Origin of the sequence: Bradyrhizobium sp. G127 (assembly GCF_021502575.1) — a bacterium.
GTDB lineage: Bacteria > Pseudomonadota > Alphaproteobacteria > Rhizobiales > Xanthobacteraceae > Afipia.
This window is the reverse complement of record NZ_JAKFGN010000002.1, coordinates 1,468,085-1,493,174: the sequence shown is the minus strand read 5'-3', so window position 1 is coordinate 1,493,174 and position 25,090 is coordinate 1,468,085. Positions and strand designations below refer to the sequence as shown.

The 25,090-nt window shown below is 55.2% G+C and carries 21 protein-coding genes and 1 pseudogene; 9 read left to right on the top strand and 13 right to left on the bottom strand.

Features of this window, described 5'->3' with window-relative positions; translation table 11 throughout:
- Window positions 1-708: 708 nt before the first annotated feature.
- Window positions 709-1,101, bottom strand: coding sequence for a hypothetical protein (locus tag LVY71_RS19195; RefSeq protein ID WP_235101431.1), 393 nt, complete (start codon window positions 1,099-1,101; stop codon window positions 709-711).
- A gap of 140 nt (window positions 1,102-1,241) precedes the next feature.
- Here LVY71_RS19195 and LVY71_RS19190 point away from each other — a divergent pair, with 140 nt between their 5' ends.
- Genes LVY71_RS19190 through LVY71_RS19180 form a run of 3 tightly spaced genes read left to right on the top strand, consistent with a single transcriptional unit; the run spans window position 1,242 to window position 4,584 of the window.
- Window positions 1,242-2,798: a recombinase family protein gene (locus tag LVY71_RS19190; protein WP_283842545.1), complete on the top strand. Its 1,557-nt coding sequence runs from the start codon at window positions 1,242-1,244 to the stop codon at window positions 2,796-2,798.
- Window positions 2,798-3,685 (top strand): plasmid partitioning protein RepB C-terminal domain-containing protein, encoded by an 888-nt coding sequence (locus tag LVY71_RS19185; protein WP_235101430.1) that lies wholly within the window; start codon window positions 2,798-2,800, stop codon window positions 3,683-3,685. The genes LVY71_RS19190 and LVY71_RS19185 overlap by 1 nt, the downstream gene beginning before the upstream one ends.
- Window positions 3,685-4,584 (top strand): plasmid partitioning protein RepB C-terminal domain-containing protein, encoded by a 900-nt coding sequence (locus LVY71_RS19180; protein WP_235101429.1) that lies wholly within the window; start codon window positions 3,685-3,687, stop codon window positions 4,582-4,584. The genes LVY71_RS19185 and LVY71_RS19180 overlap by 1 nt, the downstream gene beginning before the upstream one ends.
- Before the next feature lie 163 nt (window positions 4,585-4,747).
- On the opposite strand, the gene LVY71_RS19175 is transcribed toward LVY71_RS19180, so the two are convergent.
- The 7 genes from LVY71_RS19175 to LVY71_RS19145 all read right to left on the bottom strand — a co-directional run bounded on the left by LVY71_RS19175 (window position 4,748) and on the right by LVY71_RS19145 (window position 13,438).
- A complete protein-coding gene (locus tag LVY71_RS19175) occupies window positions 4,748-6,487 on the bottom strand; it encodes a phospholipase D-like domain-containing protein (protein WP_235101428.1) in 1,740 nt (579 codons plus the stop codon).
- A complete protein-coding gene (locus tag LVY71_RS19170) occupies window positions 6,484-9,957 on the bottom strand; it encodes a DEAD/DEAH box helicase (RefSeq protein WP_235101427.1) in 3,474 nt (1,157 codons plus the stop codon). Before LVY71_RS19170 ends, LVY71_RS19175 begins: the two co-directional genes overlap by 4 nt.
- Window positions 9,958-10,340: 383 nt before the next feature.
- Complete coding sequence (locus LVY71_RS19165; protein ID WP_235101426.1) at window positions 10,341-11,876, bottom strand: recombinase family protein; 1,536 nt, start codon at window positions 11,874-11,876, stop codon at window positions 10,341-10,343.
- Entirely contained in the window at window positions 11,866-12,354 is a 489-nt protein-coding gene (locus LVY71_RS19160; RefSeq protein ID WP_235101425.1) for a DUF2924 domain-containing protein, read from the bottom strand. Before LVY71_RS19160 ends, LVY71_RS19165 begins: the two co-directional genes overlap by 11 nt.
- The gene (locus tag LVY71_RS19155; protein WP_235101424.1) at window positions 12,351-12,704 is read right to left on the bottom strand and encodes a DUF3489 domain-containing protein; all 354 of its coding nucleotides are present in this window, start codon (window positions 12,702-12,704) and stop codon (window positions 12,351-12,353) included. The genes LVY71_RS19160 and LVY71_RS19155 overlap by 4 nt, the downstream gene beginning before the upstream one ends.
- Window positions 12,705-12,803: 99 nt before the next feature.
- A complete protein-coding gene (locus LVY71_RS19150; RefSeq protein WP_235101554.1) occupies window positions 12,804-13,025 on the bottom strand; it encodes a hypothetical protein in 222 nt (73 codons plus the stop codon).
- A 137-nt stretch (window positions 13,026-13,162) separates the two neighbouring features.
- Complete coding sequence (locus tag LVY71_RS19145) at window positions 13,163-13,438, bottom strand: helix-turn-helix domain-containing protein (RefSeq protein ID WP_235101423.1); 276 nt, start codon at window positions 13,436-13,438, stop codon at window positions 13,163-13,165.
- Between the two features lie 212 nt (window positions 13,439-13,650).
- On the opposite strand from LVY71_RS19145, the gene LVY71_RS19140 reads away from it, so the two are divergent.
- On the top strand, window positions 13,651-14,220 hold the full coding sequence (locus tag LVY71_RS19140) for a hypothetical protein (RefSeq protein ID WP_235101422.1): 570 nt from the start codon (window positions 13,651-13,653) through the stop codon (window positions 14,218-14,220).
- 114 nt (window positions 14,221-14,334) lie between these two features.
- On the opposite strand, the gene terL is transcribed toward LVY71_RS19140, so the two are convergent.
- From terL to LVY71_RS19115, 5 genes and pseudogenes are all read right to left on the bottom strand, one after another.
- Complete coding sequence (gene terL, locus LVY71_RS19135) at window positions 14,335-15,729, bottom strand: phage terminase large subunit (protein WP_235101421.1); 1,395 nt, start codon at window positions 15,727-15,729, stop codon at window positions 14,335-14,337.
- Complete coding sequence (locus tag LVY71_RS19130; protein WP_235101420.1) at window positions 15,726-16,160, bottom strand: DUF5681 domain-containing protein; 435 nt, start codon at window positions 16,158-16,160, stop codon at window positions 15,726-15,728. The genes terL and LVY71_RS19130 overlap by 4 nt, the downstream gene beginning before the upstream one ends.
- 3 nt (window positions 16,161-16,163) lie before the next feature.
- Window positions 16,164-17,492 (bottom strand): site-specific DNA-methyltransferase, encoded by a 1,329-nt coding sequence (locus tag LVY71_RS19125; protein ID WP_235101419.1) that lies wholly within the window; start codon window positions 17,490-17,492, stop codon window positions 16,164-16,166.
- Window positions 17,493-17,598: 106 nt separating this feature from the next.
- On the bottom strand, window positions 17,599-18,378 hold the full coding sequence (locus tag LVY71_RS19120; protein ID WP_235101418.1) for a hypothetical protein: 780 nt from the start codon (window positions 18,376-18,378) through the stop codon (window positions 17,599-17,601).
- A 76-nt stretch (window positions 18,379-18,454) separates the two neighbouring features.
- Window positions 18,455-19,849 (bottom strand): annotated as a pseudogene (locus LVY71_RS19115) (ISNCY family transposase).
- Between the two features lie 305 nt (window positions 19,850-20,154).
- Between LVY71_RS19115 and fdxA the strand changes: the two are divergent.
- From fdxA to LVY71_RS19090, 5 genes are all read left to right on the top strand, one after another.
- A complete protein-coding gene (gene fdxA, locus LVY71_RS19110) occupies window positions 20,155-20,493 on the top strand; it encodes a ferredoxin FdxA (protein ID WP_235101417.1) in 339 nt (112 codons plus the stop codon).
- An 11-nt stretch (window positions 20,494-20,504) separates the two neighbouring features.
- Window positions 20,505-21,281 (top strand): ferredoxin--NADP reductase, encoded by a 777-nt coding sequence (locus LVY71_RS19105; protein ID WP_235101416.1) that lies wholly within the window; start codon window positions 20,505-20,507, stop codon window positions 21,279-21,281.
- Between the two features lie 170 nt (window positions 21,282-21,451).
- Entirely contained in the window at window positions 21,452-22,768 is a 1,317-nt protein-coding gene (locus tag LVY71_RS19100) for a (Fe-S)-binding protein (protein ID WP_235101415.1), read from the top strand.
- 83 nt (window positions 22,769-22,851) lie between these two features.
- Window positions 22,852-24,099, top strand: coding sequence for a branched-chain amino acid ABC transporter substrate-binding protein (locus LVY71_RS19095; RefSeq protein WP_235101414.1), 1,248 nt, complete (start codon window positions 22,852-22,854; stop codon window positions 24,097-24,099).
- 41 nt (window positions 24,100-24,140) lie between these two features.
- Window positions 24,141-25,088, top strand: coding sequence for a branched-chain amino acid ABC transporter permease (locus LVY71_RS19090; RefSeq protein WP_235101413.1), 948 nt, complete (start codon window positions 24,141-24,143; stop codon window positions 25,086-25,088).
- Window positions 25,089-25,090: the final 2 nt, after the last annotated feature.

Sequence of the window (25,090 nt, the reverse complement as noted above, 5' to 3'; positions counted from 1 at the left end):
GAGGCCTTAATGACGCGCCGCTAGCGTGAACATGCACGGCCTATATCAGTGATCTAATGTATGTTCGCGAGGGGCTGCATTGAGCGCGGGCTAGATCATAGGCCGCCACCGTCGGGCGTGCCTACTCGGATTTCAGGAATACCGTACGTTCACGCAGAATATCAGCCGCGTTTCGATTTATCAGACGCTTGTCGCGGCAGCTCGGTGCCGTGGAAAATGCGCTATTAGGCTATATAGCATATCCCTGTTAGCGTCCGCACTTTCCCTGATGTCTTGAAGATATTTCCCTGTTAGTTCCGTAAGCGATTGTTCAAGAAGTACCTGCGGCGCAGTCGTTTTACTTGGAATTTTGGCTTGTCAAAATCAGTGATTGCAAATTTTCCTTGTAAAATTCCCTGTTTGCAGGGAATTGACGCAGAGACTGGTGCTATTAGCACTGTATCGCCAGCCAGCCAGTCCGGGTTTTGGAGAATATTATTTTTTAGAGGCAGAAAGGCCCGCAAACAGCGGGCTTTTCAGGCTTTCGAAGTCTCTACAGAGACGGGATTCGCACCACCACATTCCGAAATCGGCTCCCAGTCTCCACTCAACCATTGAAGAATTCCCGTTTTTTAGAGACTCGCGTCAGAGACCGGAGAATAAAACCACTGCGAGAGGGGGTGGCAGTCCGTGTTAGCCGCCTTCGGCGGAAAACTGCGCATTCGTCAGTCAGCCAACGGATTGGTTCGAACGACTGTGCTTCTCATGTTTCAAAAATCTTTTCATCAATCCGATTGCGATGGTCATTTCATCGCAAATCTTTTGAACGTTGCTGTCAGCGACGACGTGATCTTTATCGGCCAATGCTAACATCGTTTCAAAAACACGCTCGGAGTGACAGGCCAACAATAGCAGGTGCTCGCCTCGAGGGCCGCATTGCCCGTTTAGCCAGTTTTTGACAGTGCGCTCACCGGCGCCCGTCCAACGTTGAATAGTTTTATTAGCACTTGGATTTTGACCCAGCTCGCTTCTCAGAGCGTCGCGAATAGCTTTCGCATAGACGACCTTCGGAGTGTTGTCCCCACTACCGTTGCGAAAGATTCTGCCTCTCTTCGGCAACATTTTTCCGTCCTTTCCGAGCTAGGCTTAGGCAGGCGTGCAGAATCGACCTTCGAACAGACTTCTTTCCACGCTCAGAACAGAGGCCTGACAATTATCGTTAAGTTCGGTGGTTCAGAAATTGCACCCTAGAGGAAACGAAGTTGAGTTCGTCATCAGAGGACAAATTATCAAAAGGTCTGGTGCGCGCGGCGGAATATGTTCGCATGTCCACTGAGCATCAAAGGTACTCAACGGAAAACCAATCAGACGCAATTCGACAGTATGCGCTGCAACGAGGACTCGAAATTGTTCGCACGTATGCCGATGCGGGGCGGAGCGGTCTAAATATTGACGGTCGTTCGGGGTTGCAGCGTCTTCTTTCAGATATTGAAAACGGCACAGCGGATTTTACGGTCGTCGTCGTTTACGACATCAGCCGATGGGGACGATTTCAAGATTCGGATGAGGCCGCATCATACGAGTATCGCTGCCGTGCACAGGGAGTGCGCGTTGCTTATTGCGCGGAGCAATTTGAGAATGACGGCAGCATCGGTTCCGACGTTCAAAAGGTAGTCAAGCGTCGCATGGCCGCTGAGTATAGCCGTGAACTTTCGGTCAAGGTCTTCGCCGGGCAGAGGCGGCTTATTCAGCTGGGATTTCGGCAAGGCGGTCCCCCTGGCTTTGGCTTGAGGCGCCACTTAGTTGACGAAAACGGTGAATCAAAGGGTGAGCTTCTACGCAAGCAGCATAAGAGTATACAGACAGATCGCGTCGTCCTTGTCCCCGGTCCTCCTAATGAAACCGAATTGGTTCGCGAAATCTATCGGCGGTTCGTGCACGATCAACTATCTGAAGCAGTAATAGCGGCAGATTTGAACCGGCGAGGAATTACAACAGATGCCAGCCGTTTGTGGACCCGCGGTACCATTCACCAGATTCTCATCAACGAGAAATACATCGGAAACAATGTCTGGAATCGTGGCTCGTTTAAGCTCAAGCAACGGCGCGTAAGAAATAGTCCAAATCTATGGATCCGGGCGAATTCCGTATTCGAGCCGATTGTTGAACGATCTCTGTTTGATGCTGCACAGCAGATTATACAAGCCCGGTCGCGGCGAATGACCAATGATGAAATGTTGAAATCATTAAGTGATCTATTGGTCCGTCGGGGCGATCTTTCAGGTCTCATTATCGACGAGGCCGAAGGCTGTCCGTCTAGCAGCGCTTATCAAAGTAGATTCGGAAATCTTCTCCGGGCTTATCAACTCGTCGGGTACACCCCTGATAGGGACTATCGATATATCGAAGTTAATCGAGCGCTGCGACGATTGTTTCCTGGCGTTGTCTCGGATGTAGTTCGGGGAATTGAGAATGCCGGTGGTTATGTAATTCGCGATGCTGAGACCGAACTGCTGCAGATAAACAACGAATTCTCTGTCTCCATTGTCATAGCGCGTTGTCGTGAAACTGCTGCGGGTGCGATGCGCTGGCGAATCCGGCTCGATCGGGGTTTGTTGCCAGATGTTACGATTGCGGTTCGAATGGATCGAGCAAATATTGCTGCGTTCGACTATTTGATCCTGCCGACCCTGGATATGAACGAGCGAGTTCTGCGTGTGCAGGAATACAACGGCATATCGCTCGATGCCTATCTCTTCGATTCATTAGATCGCTTGTTCGAGATGGCCGAGCGGATTTCGGTGAGGGAGGCTGCGTAATGGTTGAAAGTGTCCTAGCAAAAATCCAACTAATCGCGATCTCTAAAATATCGGTAATCAATCCACGAATTCGCAACAAGAAGAGCTTTCGCGAACTAGTTGAGAACATCGCGGCACTAGGCTTGAAAAAACCCATCACAGTTACCCGTCGCGAAGAGCGCGAAGGAAAGATTTACGACCTTGTCTGTGGTCAAGGTCGGCTAGAGGCATTTATTGAATTGGGAGAAGCGGAAATTCCTGCGCTCGTCATTGAGGCAAGCGTCGAAGACTGCATGATCAAAAGTCTGGTTGAGAACTGTGCACGCCGTCATCACCAAGCGATCGACTTGCTTCATGACATCGGCGGTATGCGCACTAGGGGTTATAGTGATTCCGAGATTGCCAAGAAAACCGGCCTGTCATTCGAATACGTTCGCGGTGTTGGTCGGCTTCTTGCTCAAGGTGAGCAACGTCTTTTGCGCGCCGTGGAATCTGGACATATCCCTGTAAGCGTTGCTGTTGAGATAGCTGAAGCAGATGACGTCGGCGTGCAGGAAGCTCTTCAGCAGGCTTATGAAAAGAACCTTCTTCGCGGTCGAAAGCTTATGATTGTCAAACGGCTTGTTGAAAACAGGCGTCGCCGGGGTCGCAGATTTGACGCCGAGCCCAAAAAGGGCGGGCAAAAGCTTTCAACCCGTTCGCTCGTCAGGGTCTATCGCGAAGATACTGATCGAAAGCGGCTTCTTATCCGTAAGGCGGACGCTACGCGCAATCGCCTGATTTTCATTGCACATGCAATGCGTGAGTTATTTGGCGACGAAAAATTCATATCGCTTCTGAAGGCCGAAAAACTAGATTCGATGCCAAAGAAACTCATGAGTCGCATGGAACGAGGAGATGTGGCTTGATGTCCAGAAAGCTTGAAAAACGACCGGTAGCAATGGCGTTCGAGCGAGAGAGCGTTGTTATCGAGATTAGCGCGATTCAACCGCTTCGTCTGGTTAGTGGAGCGGTCAAGAAAACTCCAAAGTATTCGCAGATTCAGTCATCCATCCGCGAGATCGGAATCGTTGAGCCTCCTGTTGTAGCGCGCGATAGGAGTGAGAAGGGCAAATATCTGCTGCTTGATGGGCACCTAAGATTGTCGGTTCTCCAGGAGCAAGGATGGACGGAAGTTACGTGCATCATTGCGACAGATGACGAGGCTTTTACCTACAATAAAAGGGTAAGCCGAATTGCGATCATTCAAGAACGCAACATGATACTCGCGGCGATCAAGCGCGGGGTGCCGGAAGAACGGATTGCTAAGGTTCTAAACGTGAATGTTGCTCATGTCCGTCTAAAGAAGCGTCTCCTGGAAGGAATATGTGCCGAGACGGTAGAGATGCTCAAGGATAAGCATGTCCCTATCTCGACATTCGCCGAACTCAAAAAGATGTTGCCGATGCGCCAAATCGAAGCGGCGCAATTGATGGTGGCAATGAACAAGTATTCGATCACGTACGCGAAGTCATTGTTAGGAGCCACGCCGCAGGCTTTGCTGGTCGATGCAGCTAAGCCCAAACACATTGAAGGATTAACCGACGATCAGGTGGCGCTGATGGAGCAGGAGTCCGCAAATCTTGACCGCGAATTTCGGCTCGTGGAGCAGTCATACGGAACTGACCACCTCGATTTGGTGGTAGCAACCGGCTATTTGAATAGATTAATCGAAAACGCCCGTGTGGTGCGATACCTCGCCCAGAGCTTTCCGGAGCTGCTCGCAGAGTTTCAGAAAATCTCTGATTCCAATCGGTCTGCCGCTTAAGTAGCTCACCGTGTTGCGAAGCGGTATTGTTGTCGCAGAACAGGCGACGCGTTGCAGGGGTAAATTGCTCAGGCGCTCGCTGTAGGGGCTTCACCTCAGCGCAATTTGACCACTGCCGAATATTTCGATGGCAGAATTTCTAGACTGATATGGTCCGGAAGGATCAATCCTCGAGCTGTTTTTCGAACTTGGCCAAGAGCGACGTAGCCAGCCCCGATCCCTCCAGATGCAGCCCAATCTCGTCGAGGGGATTATCGGGCGAACCCGATTGAGAGCCCCAATTCATCGTACTCACCACGGCATGATCGTTGCCCCACAAGAGGAATTTCGCGTGAACTTGCGGATCCTCCACGGCAATCAGATCAACGACCCCATTTAGTCGGTCGCGATGGGCTTTGACGTGCCGCCGCTTAATGGGTCCCGACGAACGCGAATAATAAACACGGACGTCGCCGAGGCGGCGGCCCGCGATTTCGGCCGGGTTGAACAGCCCGGGTACCATGGTGGCTCCAACCTTATTGCTGCAGCAGACGAACCGTTCATCGGCCTCGTGCGCGACCCATCGGAGCACTCGCTCATGGTCGTCGGCTTGAAGGATCGTCATCCGTATCGGGATACTCTGGCCGGTCTCGGTCCTGAGTGACAAGGAGCTTCGGGTGCGCCTCAAGTCCGACGCCATGAACTGAAGCGTTTCAACCGAACGACTGGCGCTGGAAAGAGGCGAGATAATCGAACGCAGAAGGTCCAAGCCGGCCGCAGCCGCGTGATTTTCGGTGAGTTCGGCAGACAGCTCAACGGCTGAAAAAGGGGACGACAGCCAGTTGGAGGAGCCGAGCACGACCACAGCACCTCCTCGGCCATCATCTGCGGCAAGACATTTCACATGACTTCGAACCGAGTCTCGCTGCGCAAGCACGAGGCCACGCGCGCGCCGTACCGAGGAGAGCCGGACATTGAGCTCCTGCATCGCAATGGCATTTCTTCTCTCGGCGTCCAGCGCCGTGCCATAGAACAGGTGGCAGCGCACGCCACGCAGGCATGCCCGCTCGAGCGCCGCGCGGACACGTTCGTGGCGATCCGTGTACTTGCCGTCGTGCGGCGTGATAAAGGTCGACAGTACAAAGACATCTTCTTCGGCCTGATCGACGATGTGTTCGAAGCGTTCCAGGTGTTGGTCGCCGCCAACAATCAATTGGTCGTCCGACATCATGGTATCGATGGTCGGTGACCGGCTTTGCTGAGGATCGCTGGCCTCGGGAAGAACGCCGGTCTTGATCGTTGCCTGAAGGGCTCCGATCAAGTCCTGACTGGCTCCCTCGGGGAGCAAACCGTTCTTGACGTCGTTGAGATCGATGGCAAGGTATTTTCTTTCGAGGACCGAATTGATCGTCTGCACACCGCGCAGCCATTCGCCGGGGCGCAGCATGCCGGCCACGAACTGGGTGACCCGCGCGGCCATTGTGTCATCGGTCTCATCAGGTCCCGGTGGGAAGTTGACCTTGTGATCCGTGTGGACAAATCGATTGAGTGGGGCGGTTTCGACGTCGCGGTTGCGAAAGACGGAGTGTCCGACTTTCTCCAGCACGAGACTGATGTGAATCTCGCGATCTTCGGTTCGCTCTGGCAAAGCGCCTCCGAGCCGGATGAAGTCGCGACCGACACTGCTTGTTGCCAGCTGGGGAACGGGTGACAGGCGAAGCTCGACCAGGCCAAATTGCATCAACCGCGCGATGGTCGAGCCAGCGACTTGGACAGGAATTCTGAGCGACTTGGCAACACCCTCAATCGTATCCGGCGCGCGATCGAGCGCCAGCAAGATCATTTCCTCGATCGGGCTCCATCCCCAAGTGCGCTGGACGATGGCGCGCGCACGATAGTGCCAGGCCGGAAGGTAGATTTTCACGCGGGGAATCTCCCATTCTCATCGACCGTGATGATGGAAGCTCCCTTGACCTTGACGACGGGCGCGTCTTTCCTGACCAGATCGTATTCAGTTTTCGCGAGCGTCGCGAGCTCCTTCAGCATCCTGCGAAGGAACTCGAGCTCATCTTTGTTGCCGTCGGGATCTATTCCCTCGACCACGTCGCGAATGAAGTGTTGGCTGGTGGCAAGAACTAGCTTTTGCCTGGCGCGGCTGAGCAGCACATTCATGCGTTGTGAACTCTTGACGAATCCCAACGCACGCGATCCCACCATGACATTGTTACGCGTGAGACTGGCGATGACGACGTCGGCCTCGCCGCCCTGGAAGCTGTCGCTCGTAAAGATAAACTCTCCGTTGCTGCGCGGACTGGCGAAGCCGAACAAGGTCTTGTCTTTCCTGACCTGTTGATGAAGCAAACGCTTGAGCCATTTGACCTGTGCTGCATAAGGCGAAAGGATCACCAGCGTTGGTCGGCTGCCATCCTTGCCGACAACCGGTCGCAAGCCTTTCAAAGCCGCGATCAAAGCGTGCGCCTCGAGTTCGTTGCGATATGAGCGTTCCACCTTCACTTCGAAATTCCGCTTTTTGGTCAAGCTGAGTGGCGGAAAATCGAGAAGAACGATCGGCGCAGCGAGGTGTGGAGCAGCCGACGTAACGGTCAGCGCGCGATGCTTGACGCGATCGGAGGGAACGAGGTTCTTCTTGTAGAACGTGTTTGAAACGAGATCGCCGATAGCGGGGTGCATGCGGCTCTGTTCGAGGAGGGTGTTGACAATCGTGCTCGATCGCCCTGTATCCTTCTCTCGTTGTTCTTCGCGCTCCGCGATCGATCGGAATGGCTCTTCAAGCCGAGCTGCCGTCGCGAGCACTTCCTTCTGCAAAAGCGCATTCGACTTGATGGTATCAAGGGCTTCGTAGATTTCCGACGGAAGATCGGGGATGGTTTCAAGCTGCTGTTTCGCGCCTCGCAGCAGCTCTTCCGCGCGTTCGGCATCATAGAACTTCTGCCGTTGGGCTGCGTCGAAAGGAGAAAGCTGATTGTGATCTCCAACCATGATTCGCCTGTTGCCCAGCAGCAACGCGCCGATCAGTTCCGCGCCATTGGCGCGAGCGGCTTCCTCGACGATGACCCAGTCGAATTGATCGCCGTCCGCAATCATTTCTTCGATGATGTGCGACGACGTCGTCGCAAGCGTGACATCAGATGAACGCAGCAACAGATTATCGGTATCGCGAAACACCCTTTCCGCGATGGCCGCTTCCGACACATCGGGTTGCAGCGACTGCTTGATTTGGTAGCGTTGATTGACCATCGCGCCCTCAGCGGCATGGCCCGCGGCCGAAACCGACTGGAGCAGGCCAATCGAGCTCGCGCGCAGCGGACTCACTTCATCGGTCAATCGCGTGCGCTCGACACGAACGACGATCGTCGTGCCACCCGCAAGCGTCTTTTTGAGTTCGTCCTCCATCTGAATCAAGGTCTCGTGGTTTTGCGCCGAGACCAGCAGGCGGGCATCCGGTGTTTTTTCCAGAATACCCCTGACGAGATGCGAGATCAGGAAGGTCTTGCCGACGCCGGGAGGGCCGACAACGACGTTAATCGACTTGCCGGCCAGAATGGCGTCCCATGCTGTCTTTTTCGACGCATCCATATCCTGGGGCGGCGTTTTGCCCGGAGCTGCAATATCGCGCAGCACATCGTCCAACGCGACCTGTGCCGGATCGTCGATTGCTCTCAAGAGTTCAATATTGGTCCGGGCCGCCACGATATTCTGAAGGCGACGGCGAATAGCGCGTTCGAATCCGCTATCGCGACGAGGGCGAAGATACAGGGTCTGTCCCGGCACCACGGCTTCGCTGGTCGCGAATGTGAAAGCCAGGCGGCCATCGACAATGCCGCCCGTTCCCTCATAACTGAGCTCGGGGAGCCGTTCGCGATCGCCGGCGAGCGCATCAAGGCGCGAAAGGGTCCAATTCGGCTTGCCGTCGTCGTACTTCAGTTCGCGGCCTAACGCGTCGTACGCTGGACGCAGTCCCATCATTTTGCGCCGGATATCTCGAGCGTCATCCTCACGGGATGCGATCCAGGCCAAATCGGTGTCTCCGTCCGACGGCGGGTGAAGCACCTCGACGGGATAGATCCGAAACTGTTCACGTAGCCAGGTAAACGCTTCGAGGAGAATCAGGGCGTACCAGGTTGGAACATCGTCGGCTCGTTGTGCCGCGCGACTATCGCCGCTGGTGTCGATCCACGGCTTGGCACCCGGTCCGAGCTTGCGCACCCGTTCTTCAGCGCCTTTTCGGGTTCGCGCCAGATGGAGCCTGTGAGAAACCTCGGTGGCATCGTAAATATAGTCGTCAGGCCGCCTTTTGTTAGCATTTTGAATCATGCCGACACAATCATCGACGACTTTCACCCCATAGGCGGCAAGATCGGTGACGACACGTACATAGGCCTGATCTACAACAACGGTCCGTACCGAAGGTCCGCTCAGATCTTCGTCGACAAACCGAAGAACTGCGTCCCGGTCATCTGCCCGGACGGTGCCGGACGTGAGTGCGGGAAGATCGCTTTGAATAACTTGAGCCGAAGGATAGAGAACGAGCTCGCCTTCGGCGCTTGACCCTGACCGGTCAAGATCAGCCACGACCTCGGCCAGCTCGCTCAGGACAATGTTGCCGTCGAAAAGCTGGTAGTGCGGCGGATTGGCTAGGCGATTGAGCATGCGCCGTTCGATCGACAGTAGAGAGGGGCCGCCACCATCCTCGGTAACGCCAAGGATACGCGATGCAGCCTGGCCAAGATCGCTCCAGTCCCGCCGGAACGAAACGGTGCCGGACGGCCGTACAAGATGTCCGGCACCGCCCATCATATCGCCATCGGCGAGGTGCACGCACGCTTCGTAACCGCCGAGACGGAAATCTTCCTTTTCATCATTATGCGAGAAGATTGCGTGTTCGCTGACGGCGCCATGCACGATGCCCGCATCATGACAAAGTGCGAGTCCTTCGGCGACGCGCACGATATTGCGCCAAAACGCCTTGCGGCCGGTCGGCGTAAGCAGGCGGCTTTCCCGAGCGCGGACCCTATGCGATGACCCACAAATGGGACTGCCGGGATCGACCATCAGGATACCGATCTCATCTTGGTCCTCGACGATTTCAATGATCTCGACCAGGAGCTGGCGTGCACGCCGCGATGAGAGAACGCGGCGCACCCGCCTGAGCCCGTGCGTGATGAGCCGCTTCAGATCTTCGTCGAGCGCCGTTCCGGTCTTCTTGAAGAGGCGCAGAAGATAGTGCTCGCCATCCGCAATACCCGTGGCAAAGCGAAGTTGTGAATGCCAGCCCTCGCTCCCACCGACAAACCCGCTATCGGCAAAGCTGAACCGTGCATCGAGTGTCGACTTGCCATGCGTGGGAACCCGCGCCATAGAGCCGTAATCCATTTCAGCGGCAACGCTAATGATTCGAATCCGAAAGCACCAATATAAGCTTGTTCGGGGAACTCGGCCTTGAAAAGAGGATTTTTCCTATCTTTGGTGTATGAACGCCGATTATATCCATTGAGGGGGGGGTACGCCCACTGCCAACCCTTAGGCTCGGTACCATGTGGGGTGCGACCAGTTTGCTCGCTGCTGCAGTACAGAACCTGAGGAAATTGGCCAAACTGCTTAGCCTCTGCACGGCCTCTTATTGTATAGCTCGCCGGAGCCGTCTCATCGCTGAGTTCACCTATCCACTGAAGGTCTATAGTTGGCCTACTTTGTGGTCGACTCAATGCGGACCTTCACATTCCATAACATCGGATGTGCGTTTCTGAAGTCTTGGTTCAGAAGCTGAGCACCTTGCATTGCTCGCGCCATGTAAGGGGCAGTGTTTTAGGAATCTGAGCTAAGGTCAATGTCGCTGGTTGGTCGCCGTTAAGAATGGCTGCAGTAATGGGCGGCATGAGGAACGCATATCGCAGTTCCTGTCGCACCAACTTCGGATGCAGCTTGACCGAGGCAGCCAGCGTCTCGACGGTGTCAAATTTGCCGTTCTTCAGATCATGCAGCCATGCATGGGCTCGAACAATGGCCTGCACCAGCTTTGGGTCAAGTTGGTTTGCGCTGTTCGATTGAATGATAGTTGCCGAGCCCGGCTGGCGCATCCACCAAGCGATCGAGAATTTGTTCGATCGAATTTTCGCCGCAGGTGTGGTGGTGATTTTGACGACGCGGCTGCTCAGGTCTGCACGTGCGACGTAAGTGCCGATAACATCTGCATCCAGCACAGCCTGATCAATCTTTAGCCGTTGGCGCAAAGCATTGATCAGCGTCCGTTCGATGTCGGTTGCGGAGACGCGCGCTACCGATCCGGCTTCCAGTTTGCGGCCACGTAGGATTGCGGAGCTGACATAGAAGCGATAGCGGGCGCCGTTCTTTGACGAAAAGCTCGGGCTCATGGCATTGCCCCGATCGTCGAACAGCTTTCCCATCAGAAGCGCGCCGCTTTCCGATCGTTTGATTTTCCTTTTGTTGGTACTGGCCGCTAGGAGTTCTTGAACTTTGTCGAAGATTTTGCGGTCAACAATGGCCTTGTGCTCGCCGGGATACCATTTACCGCTGTGACCAGTTTCGCCAATGTAAATCCGGTTTTTGAGGAAATGAGCGAGTGGGCCATAGGTGAACGGAATGCCACCGTTGAACTTCTTGACCTTGGTATTCCGCCGTTTGGTGACGATGCCGCGCTTGTCGAGATCGGTCACGAGGCGGCCAAAAGATTGCAGTTCGACATAGCGTCGGAAAATTATACGGACGGACTCTGCTTCGGTGGCATTGATGACGAGCTTCTTGTCCCGAGCCTCGTAGCCGAGCGGCACCGTGCCGCCGGTCCACTTTCCTTTGCGCCGAGAGGCGGCAACCTTATCCCGGACGCGCTCGGAGGACAGCTCCCGCTCGAACTGAGCGAAGGAGAGAAGGATGTTGAGCGTCAGTCGTCCCATCGAGGTCGTCGTATTGAACTGCTGGGTGACGGCGACGAATGAAATCGATCTGGCGTCGAATGCCTCGACCAGTTTGGCAAAGTCAGCCAGCGAGCGGGTGAGGCGGTCGATCTTGTAGACCACGACGACGTCGACCTTACCTGCTTCAATATCTTTGAGCAGTTGCTTGAGGGCAGGGCGCTCAAGGTTGCCGCCGGAGAAAGCCGGATCGTCATAGGGCTGGCTGATGACCTTCCAGCCGAGTGACGCCTGGCTCTTGATATACGCCTCGCAAGCCTCTCGCTGCGCATCGAGCGAGTTGAATTCCAGCTCGAGGCCATGTTCGGTCGATTTGCGGGTGTAGATGGCGCAACGCAGGGGTTTGGGAGCGCTACTTGCCATCCGACGTGGCCTTTTCTGTCTTCGACCGCAGCCCGAAGAAGCGCGGTCCATTCCAGTTGGTACCGGCAATTAAGGACGCGATCTCGGAGAGACCTTCATAGGTCTTGCCGTCATAGGCAAACCCGTCCGGCCGGACCACGACCCGGTAGGTTTTTCCCTTCCATGTCCGGACCAGCTCTGAGCCGGGCTTGATCCGGCGCGGCAAATCAAGCTTTCCATTGGGCTTGGCGGTCATGGCTTTCACAAGCTGGTCGAGCAGGCGCTTGGTCGGGCCGTATAATCTGCCATAGGCCTTTTCTTGAATCCGGTGAGCGATGCTCCGGCGCAGCAGGTCCGGGCCGAAAGCTTTCGGCGGATCCGTTCGAAGCACCTCTCGATATCGTTTGCGCAATTCGACGATGGGAGCTGTCGCCAGCCGATCGAGCTCCGCTTCCACGGCTGGATCGGCTGGTTTCATGGAGGAGGGAAGCTGGCTCATTTCCCGATGCCCGGCTTTGCGATCCGGTAGACGCGTTGGTCATCGGTTTTGACCGAAGTTAGGTTCAGCTTGAGCTTTTTGCGCACCGTGCCTGCAAAGAAGCCGCGCACCGAATGTTGCTGCCACTCGGTCGCCTTCATAATGGCGGCGATGGTGGTGCCGGAGGGCGCGCGCAGCATATCGAGGACCTTGTCCTGCTTGGACATGGCCACGTTCGGCGTCTTCGGCGTGACCGGCTTCTTCGGTGCGACGGGCGGCAGAGCCTTGGAGGCCGGTTTCGTCGATCGCTTTGGTGCCGGTGTGGATTTACGCCCGGTCTTGCGCGAAGGTTTTCGATTGTTGGTGGCCATTCCGGTTCTCCTTGCATGAACGACAGCATCCTGTGCTGCCACTGCCGCAAGCCCGTCGGTTGCCGACAGGCGGAGAACCTTTGGGTAGGAGAGAGATTCTTAGTCGCTCGACAACCGGTTCAGTAGCGAAGCCGCATCCTGCAGACGACCGGTCTCATAGAAAATCTGTTCGAGATCCATCGAGACTCTGACGCCTTCACTGACGCTGCCGGCCAGCGCGCAGGCCTCAGCGGCCTTGGCGATCCGGGCGGCCTCGCCAAGGCGAATACCGATCTCGGTGAGGATCAGGCCAATTGCCTGTTCAGTAATTTTGCGATCCATCATCTTGCCTCCGGTTTTACGACGACAGTGACGCTCCACGTGTTGGGGAAGTCGAGCAGAAACGCAGCAATCTAGTGGCTCTTATCAGCCGGTCCGGATCACAAAATGATCCAAAAAGAAGCCCAAAGCCGCACGACTTATTTGATCGGACGCTTTAAGGCGGCCTTGGGCGCGCCTTTTCCGCCAACGTAGTCCTTGAACAGCTTGACGGGATCGGCGCCAAGCGCGCGCGCGATGGCCGTGAACTCGATGATATCGAGGCGGCGCTCGCCGTTCTCATATTTCGCGACAAAGGATTGAGGTCGCCCGAGTTTCTTGGCCAAAGCCTGCTGGCGAACGTCCGCTGATTTCCGCACGGCGACAAGCAGGTCGATCAGCCGGGCATAATCCGCGGATTTGAGGGTCTTTTGCATGCGCCGCCAAGGCCGTGAATCGGCGGCGAGTAATCTGATCCTGAAAATGGATTATCCCAAAATAGGATTATATTAACCGAGGTTGGTGATAGTGCTACCGACAGCCGAGTGTGGCGTGGACTTCAGCCCGACAGGAAGCGATGTGCTGGTCGACCCACGTCGAGCCTTTGAGATGCGGCGGAAGGGGACACCGAGGCAACTGGGAGTGGTCCATGAATATTGCGATCAAGGCGGCCCTGGGCTGCGCGCTAGGATTTATCGTCGTCGGAGCCGTGGTCGGCGGCGGTCGAAGTGCGGCTCCGCCAGCCCCAAGCATCCCCCTTCCATCTGATCAGGCTCGCTTCATGGCGGCGATCACGCAGGCGCGATCCAAATTTAACTCGGCTCCTAATGAATTGGCTGCGGGAGGAATGCGCAATGCCCGACAGGAGGCGATCTGTAGCGCCCTTCAAGGTCAGAGCGCCTCAGGATGGATCGGAAAGGTGGCCTATCTCTCCACCAATGGCGATGGTAAAGGTGTGATTACGCTCGAACTTAGTCCAGGCTTGCAGGTCTCGACCTGGAATAACGCCCTGTCGGACTATTCTGATAATACCTTGATCGATCCCGACACCCAGTTCTTCAAATCTCTGGCTGCATTGAGGAGAGGTGACACCGTGCGGTTTTCTGGTGGGTTCTTTCCGTCGAACCTCGATTGCGTCGGAGAGCAAAGCGTAACTTTGGCGGGATCGATGAAGAGTCCGGTGTTCACCATGCGCTTTTCATCCATCCGCAAGCTCTGACTGACTACGAGGATGCGTCACTTCCTTGGTGCGGAGAGAAGCTCTGGTGACCGGTGATGACCCAAACGCACCCGGGCCGCGCTGCGTCGCAGCTACTTACCAATTGATCGCGCTTCAACCGACCCACGACAGGGTTGTATCGTAGCCGCCCTTATAGGAGAGCGCTTGGCTAAGACTGTCGACCTGATCATCGTGCTTGCCTTGCGGGAAAGCCAGAAGCTCGGTTTCGAGCTGCGCTAAAAAAGGTGCCTTCTTCGGAAACAGCACCAAACCAGCCTCGAACTTGGCTTGATGCACGAACAGGCGGCCCGGCTTATCACGCTCGATGGGCACGGGCTTGACGGCGTAGATACCGCTTTGCTTAAGTTCCTGAGCCAGAGCGATACCAGTCGAGGCGTCCTCGACCAGTATTTTAAGCGGATCGTATCGTTGCGCGAGCGCGATCGCCGTGGCGCGTAGCTGGGGATATTCATAACGTCCCCTTGTGACGTCCATCAGGTAGAAGTGTTTATCCACCAGCAACCATGTCGTGCAGACTGACCAGTCGTTCTGGGTGCCAACTTTTGCCGCCGTGTCCCAGCTTTGGATCACTTTGGTGCGGTAGGTGCGTTCCGGCAATTGATCGTAATAGCGCAGCCAATCACGCTTGATCATTCCTCCACCGTCTGGAACGGGAGATTGCTGATACTGGGCCCCGAAGATGCCCGAACCCATTTCGGTGCGAAGCTTTTCCAGCGTTGCGAGAGTCTCGTACGCGGGATGAAGAGGTTGGCCAGCGCGGCGCGCGTGGAACTGCCCTTCACCGATCTCGACCTTCTCATCGACCTCGGCGATGGCAGGCAGGCTCAAGACGTTCCAGTCTTCGGAGTTTTCGACCAGAAAGCCTGTCAGGTCGTGAAGATGAACCCGCTGCATGACCAGAATGATCACGCCTGTCGCTTTGTTATCGAGCCGAGACAAGAGTGTGTTTGTGAACCATTGATTCAGGGAATTCCGCAGGGTGTCGGATTGCGCATCCACCGGCTTCTGGGGATCATCCAGAATAATCATGTCGCCGCCGAGACCAGTGAGCGTTGCCGAAACGGAGGTCGATCGGCGGAAGCCACGTCTGGTGGTAAAGACGTCGGAATCGGCGATTCGGGCAATGCGCATGCTCGGAAATGCTTTTCGATACCAATCAGATTGAATGATTGCCCGAAAATCCGCCGCATGTTTGGCCGAGAGGTCATTGCTGTAGCTTACACCAAAGATCTTCATTCGAGGATCATGACCTAACAAGAAGGCCGGCAGTATCACCGATACCGTCAGCGACTTCAAATATCGCGGCGGCATGTTGAGGATGAGACGGTTGACCTTGCCATCGCGAATGCGTTGGAGCTGGTGCGCAATCGCTTTGATGTGCCAATTCGGGAGGTACTCAGCACCCGGATTGAGCATTAAAAAGCAGCGATGAAGGAAGCTCTCGAAATCGTTGCGCAGGATGGAATACAGCAGATCTTGGTCCTTCACGGCAATTTCTCCTTTCCACCGAGTGTGGATTGGAAGTTGCGCAGGTAAGCGTCCAGCACAGCCCTATCATCGGGATTGACTTCGGATTCGGTGCCGGACGTGGGTGCGATAGCGGCCAGTTGATTAAGAACGAACGCGGCGCTCTTGGTGTTGCCCCGCAGGGAATCCTCTGCAAGCTTGTGAAGAATTCCCTCAAGCACAGTGATCGTTCGAACCTTGCCGTTCTGGCGTAGTTCGATCTTGTGATTGAGAATCTTGAGCAGGATAGCTGCGGCGCTCTTGGTTCCCTTTGGGCGACCTTTTGGATTGCCGCTTTGGCCGGCTTTGAACTGTCGGGAACGAGGCGGCTTCCCATAGCCAACATCATCGTCGCTGGGCTCCAGCCGCACCCGCTTTCGGAAGACGCGTTTAATTTTTGGAATCGATGCCATTTGTCAGATACTCACGCGTTTGAGAGCAGGGGAGGTGGATCGCTCTGCGGCCACCTCGTCGAAGGTGTGGCCGGTGGCCACTAGAATCGCGTCGCGTTTGGTGAATTCCTGCCAACGTCGGATGGCAACATCGACGTACAGAGGATCGATTTCGATCCCATAGGCGCGACGACCGACTTTCTCCGCGGCCAAAATGGTGGTGCCAGATCCCATGAACGGATCGAGCACAATGTCGCCACGACGCGAGCAGTCACGCATGGCGTCGGCGACCAAGGCGACCGGCTTCACGGTTGGATGAACGGTCAATTCAGCAAGTCGGTCTTTGCGGAATGAATTGACGCCGGCGTACTGCCAAACGTTCGATCGAGCTCGACCGTACTTGCCGAGTTCAATGTTGTTTTGATGGGGTGCGTCCCCGTTCTTGAAAACAAGAATTAACTCGTGTTGAGACCGATAAAAGCTGCCTTGCCCGGCATTGGACTTGACCCAGGCGATGATGTTCTTCAGCGCAGTGAACGCCTGTTCTCCTGCAGCGAGGCATTCGGCAAGATGTCGCCAATCCATGCAGCAGAAGACAATTGCGCCATCTTCAGAATACCGAGCGGCCAGAAGCATCCACTGTGTGAGGAACTCGGTGAATTGGGCGTGCGACATCTCGCCGGAAGCAGAGGCAAACTCGCGGTGCTTGATCTTTCCGCGTCCCTGCACCGAACTAACCCGAACGTTGTAGGGCGGATCCGCGAAGACCATCGCAGCGCGCGCGTTGCCCATCAGCTTCTTGATATGGCCGGGTTCTCTGGAATCTCCGCACAACAGCCGATGTTTGGAGAGCGTCCATATATCATCTGGGCGACTGACAGCCGTAGTCTCGATCGCGGGGATTATGTCGTCGGGCTCCATTTCGGAATCGACTTGGTCGCTTAATAAGCTGTCGATTTCGGCAGGCTCGAAGCCCGTAATGTGAAGATCGAGATTGAGTTCAGTTAGCAGCGCAGTAAGCTCGCCAAGTTCGATTGCCAATAGCGTTCGATCCCATCCCGCGTTAGTGGCAATCTTGTTATCTGCCAGCGCAAGGGCGCGCTTTTGGGATTCGGTCAGCCCGGTGCAATAGATGACAGGGACTGCTTTGAGTTTGAGCTCCAAAGCGGCTGCCATTCGTCCATGGCCGGCGATTACATTCCCATTGTCATCCGCCAATATGGGCTGGGTCCAGCCGAAGGTGCGAATACTATCGGCGATCTGTAAGATTTGTTTTTTTGAGTGGGTACGCGCATTGCGGGTACTTCGCCTAAGCGATGAGAGTAATGCGGTTTCAACCGTAGGCGTTCGCATCGGAGCTCCATCCCAAATTGAATGAAGCTATAAATATTCACATCTCCGGGGCGTCGTCACCAGCCCGGATCCAACTGGAAATGTGGCTAAAAAAGGGACCGTAAATTTACGATTTTGGTCTGCGTTTTGGCTTCCAGAAGCCTACCGAAGCTAGCGTGTTGGAAATTTTCTGTTCGGAGGGAGATTTTTCTAAGGGAAAAAGTTGTTCAAATTTCCCTTTGATATTCAGGAGCAGGAGGACCGGCTTTTCAACCTGAGCCAACTTACTGAAGTCGATGAATTTAAAGCCGTCAATGAATTCACCGAACTCAATCAACTCGTCCCCCACGACCATTCTTCGCTTCGCATCTTCCTCAGGTAATCCTTGACGGAAAGACCGATAGACAGCGCTTTCAATCTTCGCGACCGAAATGGCGGCATGGATGATTTTTTCATCCATTGGGGTAAATTTATATGGAAGGCGACCTCGTACGACTTCCACCGCGCGTAACGTGGTGCCATCTTGGAGCGTGACAACCGCATCATGCGACACCCAACCACCGTCTAATAGCTCAATAGGATACTCGCGGCGCTGGCCGGTTAAGTCTTCAATCGCACGAAACGTATTGCCTGATTGCAGGGGAATGAAAGTGCTTTCGTTGGACGGTGATGGCTTATAATCGAGCACGACGAGGTGAAGATGCTTGCCCGCGTTCAGATTCATCCGCCCAACATGCATCACGATGTTTGCGCCCTGTGAAAGAACGTGCTTTTTCTCGACAGTATGAATCGCCTCGGCGATGGTGGTCGGTATCCGTAGCGGATCTTTTGGAGGCATGGAGGATACTTTCGAATGATCGATGCAGCCGAAGTATAGGATATTCGAAGTGCTTTTGGCTGCCTTCAATTCTGAGCGAGCGCCTGTTGCAGCCGAGTTGAGATGTCACGATCTGCGCAAAGTAGAAATGTCACAAGGCAGCCGGTCAGGGGACGAAAGACGGCGCCGCGCAGACCATCATATCGGAGCGGCGTCGCCGTTTGCGGGAAGGTTTCGAGACTGATTTTGAGGCTTTGATCCGCTCGGCCCGAACCTTCATAAACCCAGCCTTCTGATCCGAGCGGCGTGGCTCTTCAGGGAGGCGGCTGTACCAGGGCTGATTATCCTGCTGTTCCTTGATCCAGGCCAACACCTCGCCAAGCCGCTTGTTCTCCACGATCGCGGCGTGGCTGACCCGCTGAAGCTTGTCGAAGGCCACGTAAGGCAACGATCTGCCTTTCCAGCGAACCTCCAGTCGCCCATCGGGATAGTCGTAGATCTCGACCGTCTTGCCGCGCAGACGAGTCGCCAGGCCCTCGGCCTTGAGCGTTAGCTTCATCTGGTTGTAGTTCAAGACAAGCTGATGCGAGACCGTTCGCTACTCCCGCCAACAGAGAATCTGATCGAGATCTTGGCGGGGATCGATCACGCGATGCAGATCCTTGTCGCGGGCGGGCGGCTTACCAAATCGGCCGTTATAGTGAGCGATAAAGCCGGGCAGGAAGGCATTAGCCTCGTCTAACGTGCTGATGCCGGCGAGCCGCAACTCCTTCACCAGGCGATCCTGCAGTGTCGAATGTGCGCGCTCGACTCGGCCCTTTGCCTGGCTGGTATTGGCGCAGAGAATCTCGATGTTGAGCTCCGATAAGGCCTGTCCGAACTGAGCCATTCCATTGCCGCTAACCGCGTCCTCGTTCGACACCCGGAAGATCGAATGCTTGTCGGAGTAGAAAGCAACCGGCTTGCCGTGGCGACCGAGATAAGCCTTCACCGCCGCGAAGTACGCAAATGTGCTCTCCGAGGCGACAAAACGCAGCTCCATCAGTCGGCTTGTTGCATCATCGACGAATACCAGCAGCGTACAGGGAGCCCCGCGATCCTCAAGCCAGCGATGCTCGGAGCCGTCGATCTGAACCAACTCGCCAACATGCTCGCGGCGATACCGAGGCTGCTGGATGCGCTTGCGCTCGGCCCGCGATACCCAGATTCCGGCCCGCCGCATCCAGTTGCGCACCGTCTCCCGTGAGATCTTGAGATCATGACGCTCCGCCAGCTTCTCGGCCGCCAATGTCGGTCCGAAGTCGTGGTTGAATTGGCGGACCAGAGCGATCGCGTGATCCCGCACCTCGTCGGACAACCGGTTGTTCGAGGGGCGGCCACGGCGCTGGTTGGCGATCGCTGAAGCACCGCCTTCGCGATATCTGCTCAACAGCCGATACGTCTGCCGCGGCGTAATGTTCATCAAGCCAGCCGCAGCGAGCACGGTCAGTCTATCGCTATCCAGCCGTGCCAGAACATCAAGACGGTTCAGCTCGCGCTTGCTCATCAACACTATGCCCATCGTAATGACAGCCTCCAAAGTCCCCAACGGGACCAGAAACTGACATTTGAACTTTGCTCAGTGCTGACATTTTAGCTTTGCTGCTACATCACCACAGCCAGTCGCAGAACTCATGGTCTCGGCAATCGGCCTCCGTGGGATTCACCCAAGCGAGACCTTGAATAGCCTTACATTTAATCGGTTGCTTGCAAGGAAGCCGTTCGCTCCGCGTAACAATCGGGGGCGAAGCGTAATTGTTATGCCGAAACACGCCCCCTACTGTGCGCGGAAATTGTCCTTAGCGTGCTGTTTTGGAGATTCGCCACGTGCCTCACGTTGTTACGGACGGCTGCATAAGATGCATGTACACCGACTGTGTCGAAGTCTGTCCAGTCGACTGCTTCCATATCGGCGAGCACATGCTGGTTATCAGCCAGGATGATTGTATCGACTGCGGCGTCTGTGTTCCCGAATGTCCCGAACAAGCTATCAAGGCCGACTCCCAACGGGACGCTGGCGCGTGGATCGATTTCAACGCCAAGTATGCGAGGCTTTGGCCCACGATTGAGGAGAGGCAAGAACCGCCAGCCGATGCGGCCGAGTGGGCGGGGAAGGACAAGAAATTTGTGCGGTTCTTCGGCACGAACAATCCGGCCGATGCGTAAGGTGCAATAGAATGGCAAAATATAATGAAGAAATGATCACTTCCGTTACGCACTGGAGTGATCGGCTGTTTAGCTTTCGAACGACGCGCAGCAAGACCTTGCGTTTCGAGAGCGGTCACTTCGTCATGATCGGGCTGCGGTTGGAGAACAGGCCTCTCTTGCGCGCATACAGCATCGCCAGCAGCAAGTACGAAGACCATCTGGAGTTCCTGAGCATAAAGATTCCCGGTGGACCTTTCACCGAACGTCTTCAGAACGTAAAGGTGGGAGATCAGATCCTGGTGAGTGACAAGCCGGTCGGAACTCTGCTCGTTGACGATCTTCTTCCAGGAAAGAACGCGTATCTGTTCGCAACCGGAACTGGACTGGCTCCTTTTCTCAGCATCATCCAGGATCCGCAAACCTATGAACGTTTCGAGAAAGTCGTGCTGGTTCATTCGGTGAGAGAACGTAACGAGTTAGCTTTCTCCGAGCGCATCTCCGGCGATCTGCCGAAATGCGAGCTGATGGGAGAATTCATTCGCAATCAGCTTATCTATGTCCCCACCGTGACAAGGGAGCCATTTCATACCACAGGGAGAATAACGACCCTGATCGAAGATGGCACTCTGGCGCAGATTACCAAGTTACCGCAGCTGCAAGCTGAAACAGATCGCGTGATGCTGTGCGGAAGTCCCGAAATGCTCCGCGATATACAGGGATTACTGGACCAAAGCGGCTTCCAATCCTCCGAAGGAACGGGCGCTGCGGGGCACTATGTATTCGAGCGCGCGTTCGCTGAACGATAGGGATCGTTCCGGGAAAGGAAACGATCCTCGGCTGAGCGAAATAAAACGATTCTAGAAAACCCATCCATTGACCATCACTATCGAACCGAACCTGGGCTGACGCGGCACTGTCGGGAATCACCGACTGATCACGCAACGGATGTGGCAACGAGCCGAGGCTGGAGAAACGCATGAATCAGGCTCTGTCTTCCGACCTTACGCTCGAAGAATACACCCAAAAGACTTGGGACGAGATTCTCGACGCGTGCACGCGTTGCGGTAAATGCGTCGAGGCTTGCCCAGTGGTGCCTTTCGCTCCGGGCCTTTCTATTGCGGATCCTTCCGGCGTGGTCAAAGGTTTGTTGGACTACATGTCCAGTTCAACCCCGCTGCCCCAAGCATCAGCCACATGGCTGAACCAGTGCAATGGTTGTGGGGATTGCATCCCGGCCTGTCCGGAAGGCATCAATCCGCGCCGCATGGTTATGCTTGCGTGCTCAAAAGTCTCGCAGACGGATAATCCCACGCCGCACGCCTTCCGGAAAATGGCTCGCGCCATCCGGATCATGGTGTCCATGCAATTGATTCCGGATGACGTTGCGCGTCTCCTGAGGCCGCCACAGGCGCGGGAAGCCGATGTCATTTTCTACACAGGATGCAATCCGATCAGAACACCGCACGTGTTGTTCAACGTGATGACGGTTCTGGATGAACTGAATATCGACTATGAGGTCATGGGAGGGCCATCCTCGTGCTGTGGCATCGTGCACAGCAAATGGGAGGGCGAAGTCTCGAAGGGCGGTCGCGTCACCGATCAAACGCTGACCAAGTTTGGAGGTTTCTCTCCCGACAAGGTGCTGAGCTGGTGCCCATCGTGCCAATTGCATCTCGGTGAAACGATCAAAGGATACAGGCAGGTCAAATTCGATCTGGATCACATCACGAAATTCCTGATCGAGCAGGAAGAGGAGTTGAAGAAGCGCTTTGTCACGCCGATCAACAAGCGTGTCGTCGTCCATACGCATGCCGGCATGGAGTACATCGGAAACAATGTTATCCGGCTCCTGAGATGCATCCCTGGACTCACGATTGTCGAGGTTGCCCAGGAGCCTGGGTATACATGCGGTGCTTCAGGTTCGAATCGATCTCCGGAGTTGAAAGCTCATGTGCGCGCGGAGACCATCAAACTAAGCCAACGTGACGATGTCGATGCGCTGGTGTCGCTGTTCCATCCCTGCCATCTGCAACTCGCAACTGATGGAAAGAAGCATGGTTTCGATGTCATCAATTTCACCGAGCTTCTGGTGCAGGCGATGGGCGCTGAACCCTGCCGTGACACAGTCGAGCCTTTCCGCTTGATCGATGACTGGGCCCAGATCGCACGGGAGGCTGCGCCCATGCTGAAGGCGAATGGAATCGATATTGATCTGGATGAGCTTGCAGCAGTCCTTCCGGAAGTCTTCACGTCGGCTGAATTCAGAGGTGGTCTGTGTAGCTTCGCTCGCTGACCTGATCATGGCATGCGATTTGCTAAGATGATCGCAGCTGAAATGAAAGCTCGCAAATCGAGCAACTGTGAGGGGATCATTATATGTCTATTAAGTTCGTCTTTGCGCTTTGCGCTCTGCTTGTCGGCGGAGGTCGGGTATGTGCGCAAGAAGCTGTTCGGCTCGCTTATGTCGATGCTCTCTCGGGCGGTGGCGCCAGTGTCGGAGTTGCGCGTCTTAAGGCATTCCAGTTCATTGCGGAGCAGATGAATGCGAAAGGCGGCATTCAGGGCCGAAAGCTTGAGATTGTGCCGTTCGACAACAAGACAAACGCACAGGAGTCAGTTCTTCAGACACAAAAGGCAATCGATTCGGGCATTCGCTTCATCACGCAGGGCAACGGCTCGGCATTCGGCGTTGCGATCTCCGAGTTCATTGCAAAATACAACGATCGAAATCCCGGTAAAGAAGTCCTGTACTTCAACTACTCCGCCATCGATCCGGTTCTCGTCAATGAGAAGTGCAATTTCTGGCACTTCGCGTGGGATGCAAATTCCGACGTCAAGATGGAAGCGATCGGGAATTACATAAAGAAGAACGCCGCTATCAAGAAGGTCTACCTGATCAATCAGGATTATTCCTATGGAAAGTCAGTGAGGGCCGCGGCGCGCGAGATCATTCAGTCGAAGCGTTCTGATATCGAGATTGTCGGCGACGAACTGCATCCATTCTTCAAGGTCACGGATTTCTCTCCATATATCGCGAAGATTCAGGCTTCCGGCGCTGACAGTGTCATCACAGGAAACTGGGGCCAGGATTTGGCTCTCTTGCTGAAGGCTGCGGGCACGCTCGGCCTCAACGTGGATTGGTACACGTATTACGGCGTGGCGACGGCCGGCATTCCAATTACGCTTAAGCAGGTGAATCTCGATCACAAAGTGTTTGGCGTCGTTGAAGGACTCGCCAATGTGGACCACGCATCGTCTCGTGCGTTTGAAGCCGCGTGGCGTGAGAAATATGGAAAGGATTTTGTCTTGTATGCGCCGCGCCAGGCCAACGAGATCATAATGTTTGCGAAGGCGGTGGAGGAGGCCAAGTCATTCGAGCCAAAGGACGTTGCGTTCGCTCTCGAAGACATGAAGTTCGACGTGTTCAACGGCGGACAGGGCTTCATGAGAAAGGACGATCATCAGTTCTTCCAGCCGATCTATGTGGCCTCCACGGGTGCGCTGTCCAAAGACGAGCCATTCGACGAGGAGAACACGGGTTGGGGGAATCGCGTACGGGCGGTGATTCCGGCCGATCAAACGCTCACCAAGACGACCTGTCAGATGAAGCGACCTGCGCGCTGAAGTAATCACGGCGTCACTGTTGATTGGGGAACTATAGAGTAATGACCGAGCTGCTAATTATTTCGACCCTCAACGGTCTCTTGTACGGAATGCTTCTCTTCCTGATTGCGAGCGGTCTGACGGTCGTTTACAGCATGCTCGGCGTGCTCAACTTCGCGCATGCGGGCTTCTACATGCTCGGCGCTTTTGTCGCCTATCAGATTAGCCGCTGGACGGATTTCTGGATCGCGCTTTTTGTCGCTCCGATCGTGGTCGGTGCTTTCGGTGCCGCCGTCGAGCATTTCGGGCTTCGAAGAGTTCATAGGAACGGCCATTTGGCCGAACTTCTGTTTACGTTTGGACTGGCCTTTGTCATCGAAGAAGTCGTGCAGATGATCTGGGGCAAGGATCCCGTCGACTATCGCGGGCCATCGGCTTTGGATTTTCCGGCCTTCTATGTGAATTCGCTGACTTACCCCGCTTACAAGGTGTTCATGTTTGCAATCGCAATCGCAATTTTCGTTGCGCTGCTGCTCGTGATAAAGAAGACGCGGATCGGATTGATCGTTCAGGCGTCCCTGACGCATCCCTTGATGGTCAGCCAGCTCGGGCATAACGTCGATCGAATCTTCATGGTCGTTTTTGGCGTGGGTACGGGACTTGCTGCATTGGCCGGCGTCATCGCAGGACCGATTCTCCAGACTCAATCAACAATGGCCGGCTCACTCATTGCTATGCTGTTCGTGATCGTCGTGGTCGGTGGATTGGGATCTCTGCCCGGTGCATTCATCGCGTCGCTGGGGATTGGCCTCATCCAGACGTTTGCCGTATCGGTCAATAGCTCATTAGCGTCTGCTTTCGGTCCGCTCGCAAGATCTCATGGCGGATCGATATTGGCCGATGTGTGGAACGTCTCTGTCGCGCAGGTCGCGCCCATTATTCCCTACGCGCTGCTCATACTGGTCCTGATGTTCAGACCCATGGGCCTGATGGGAAGGCGTGACGTATGACG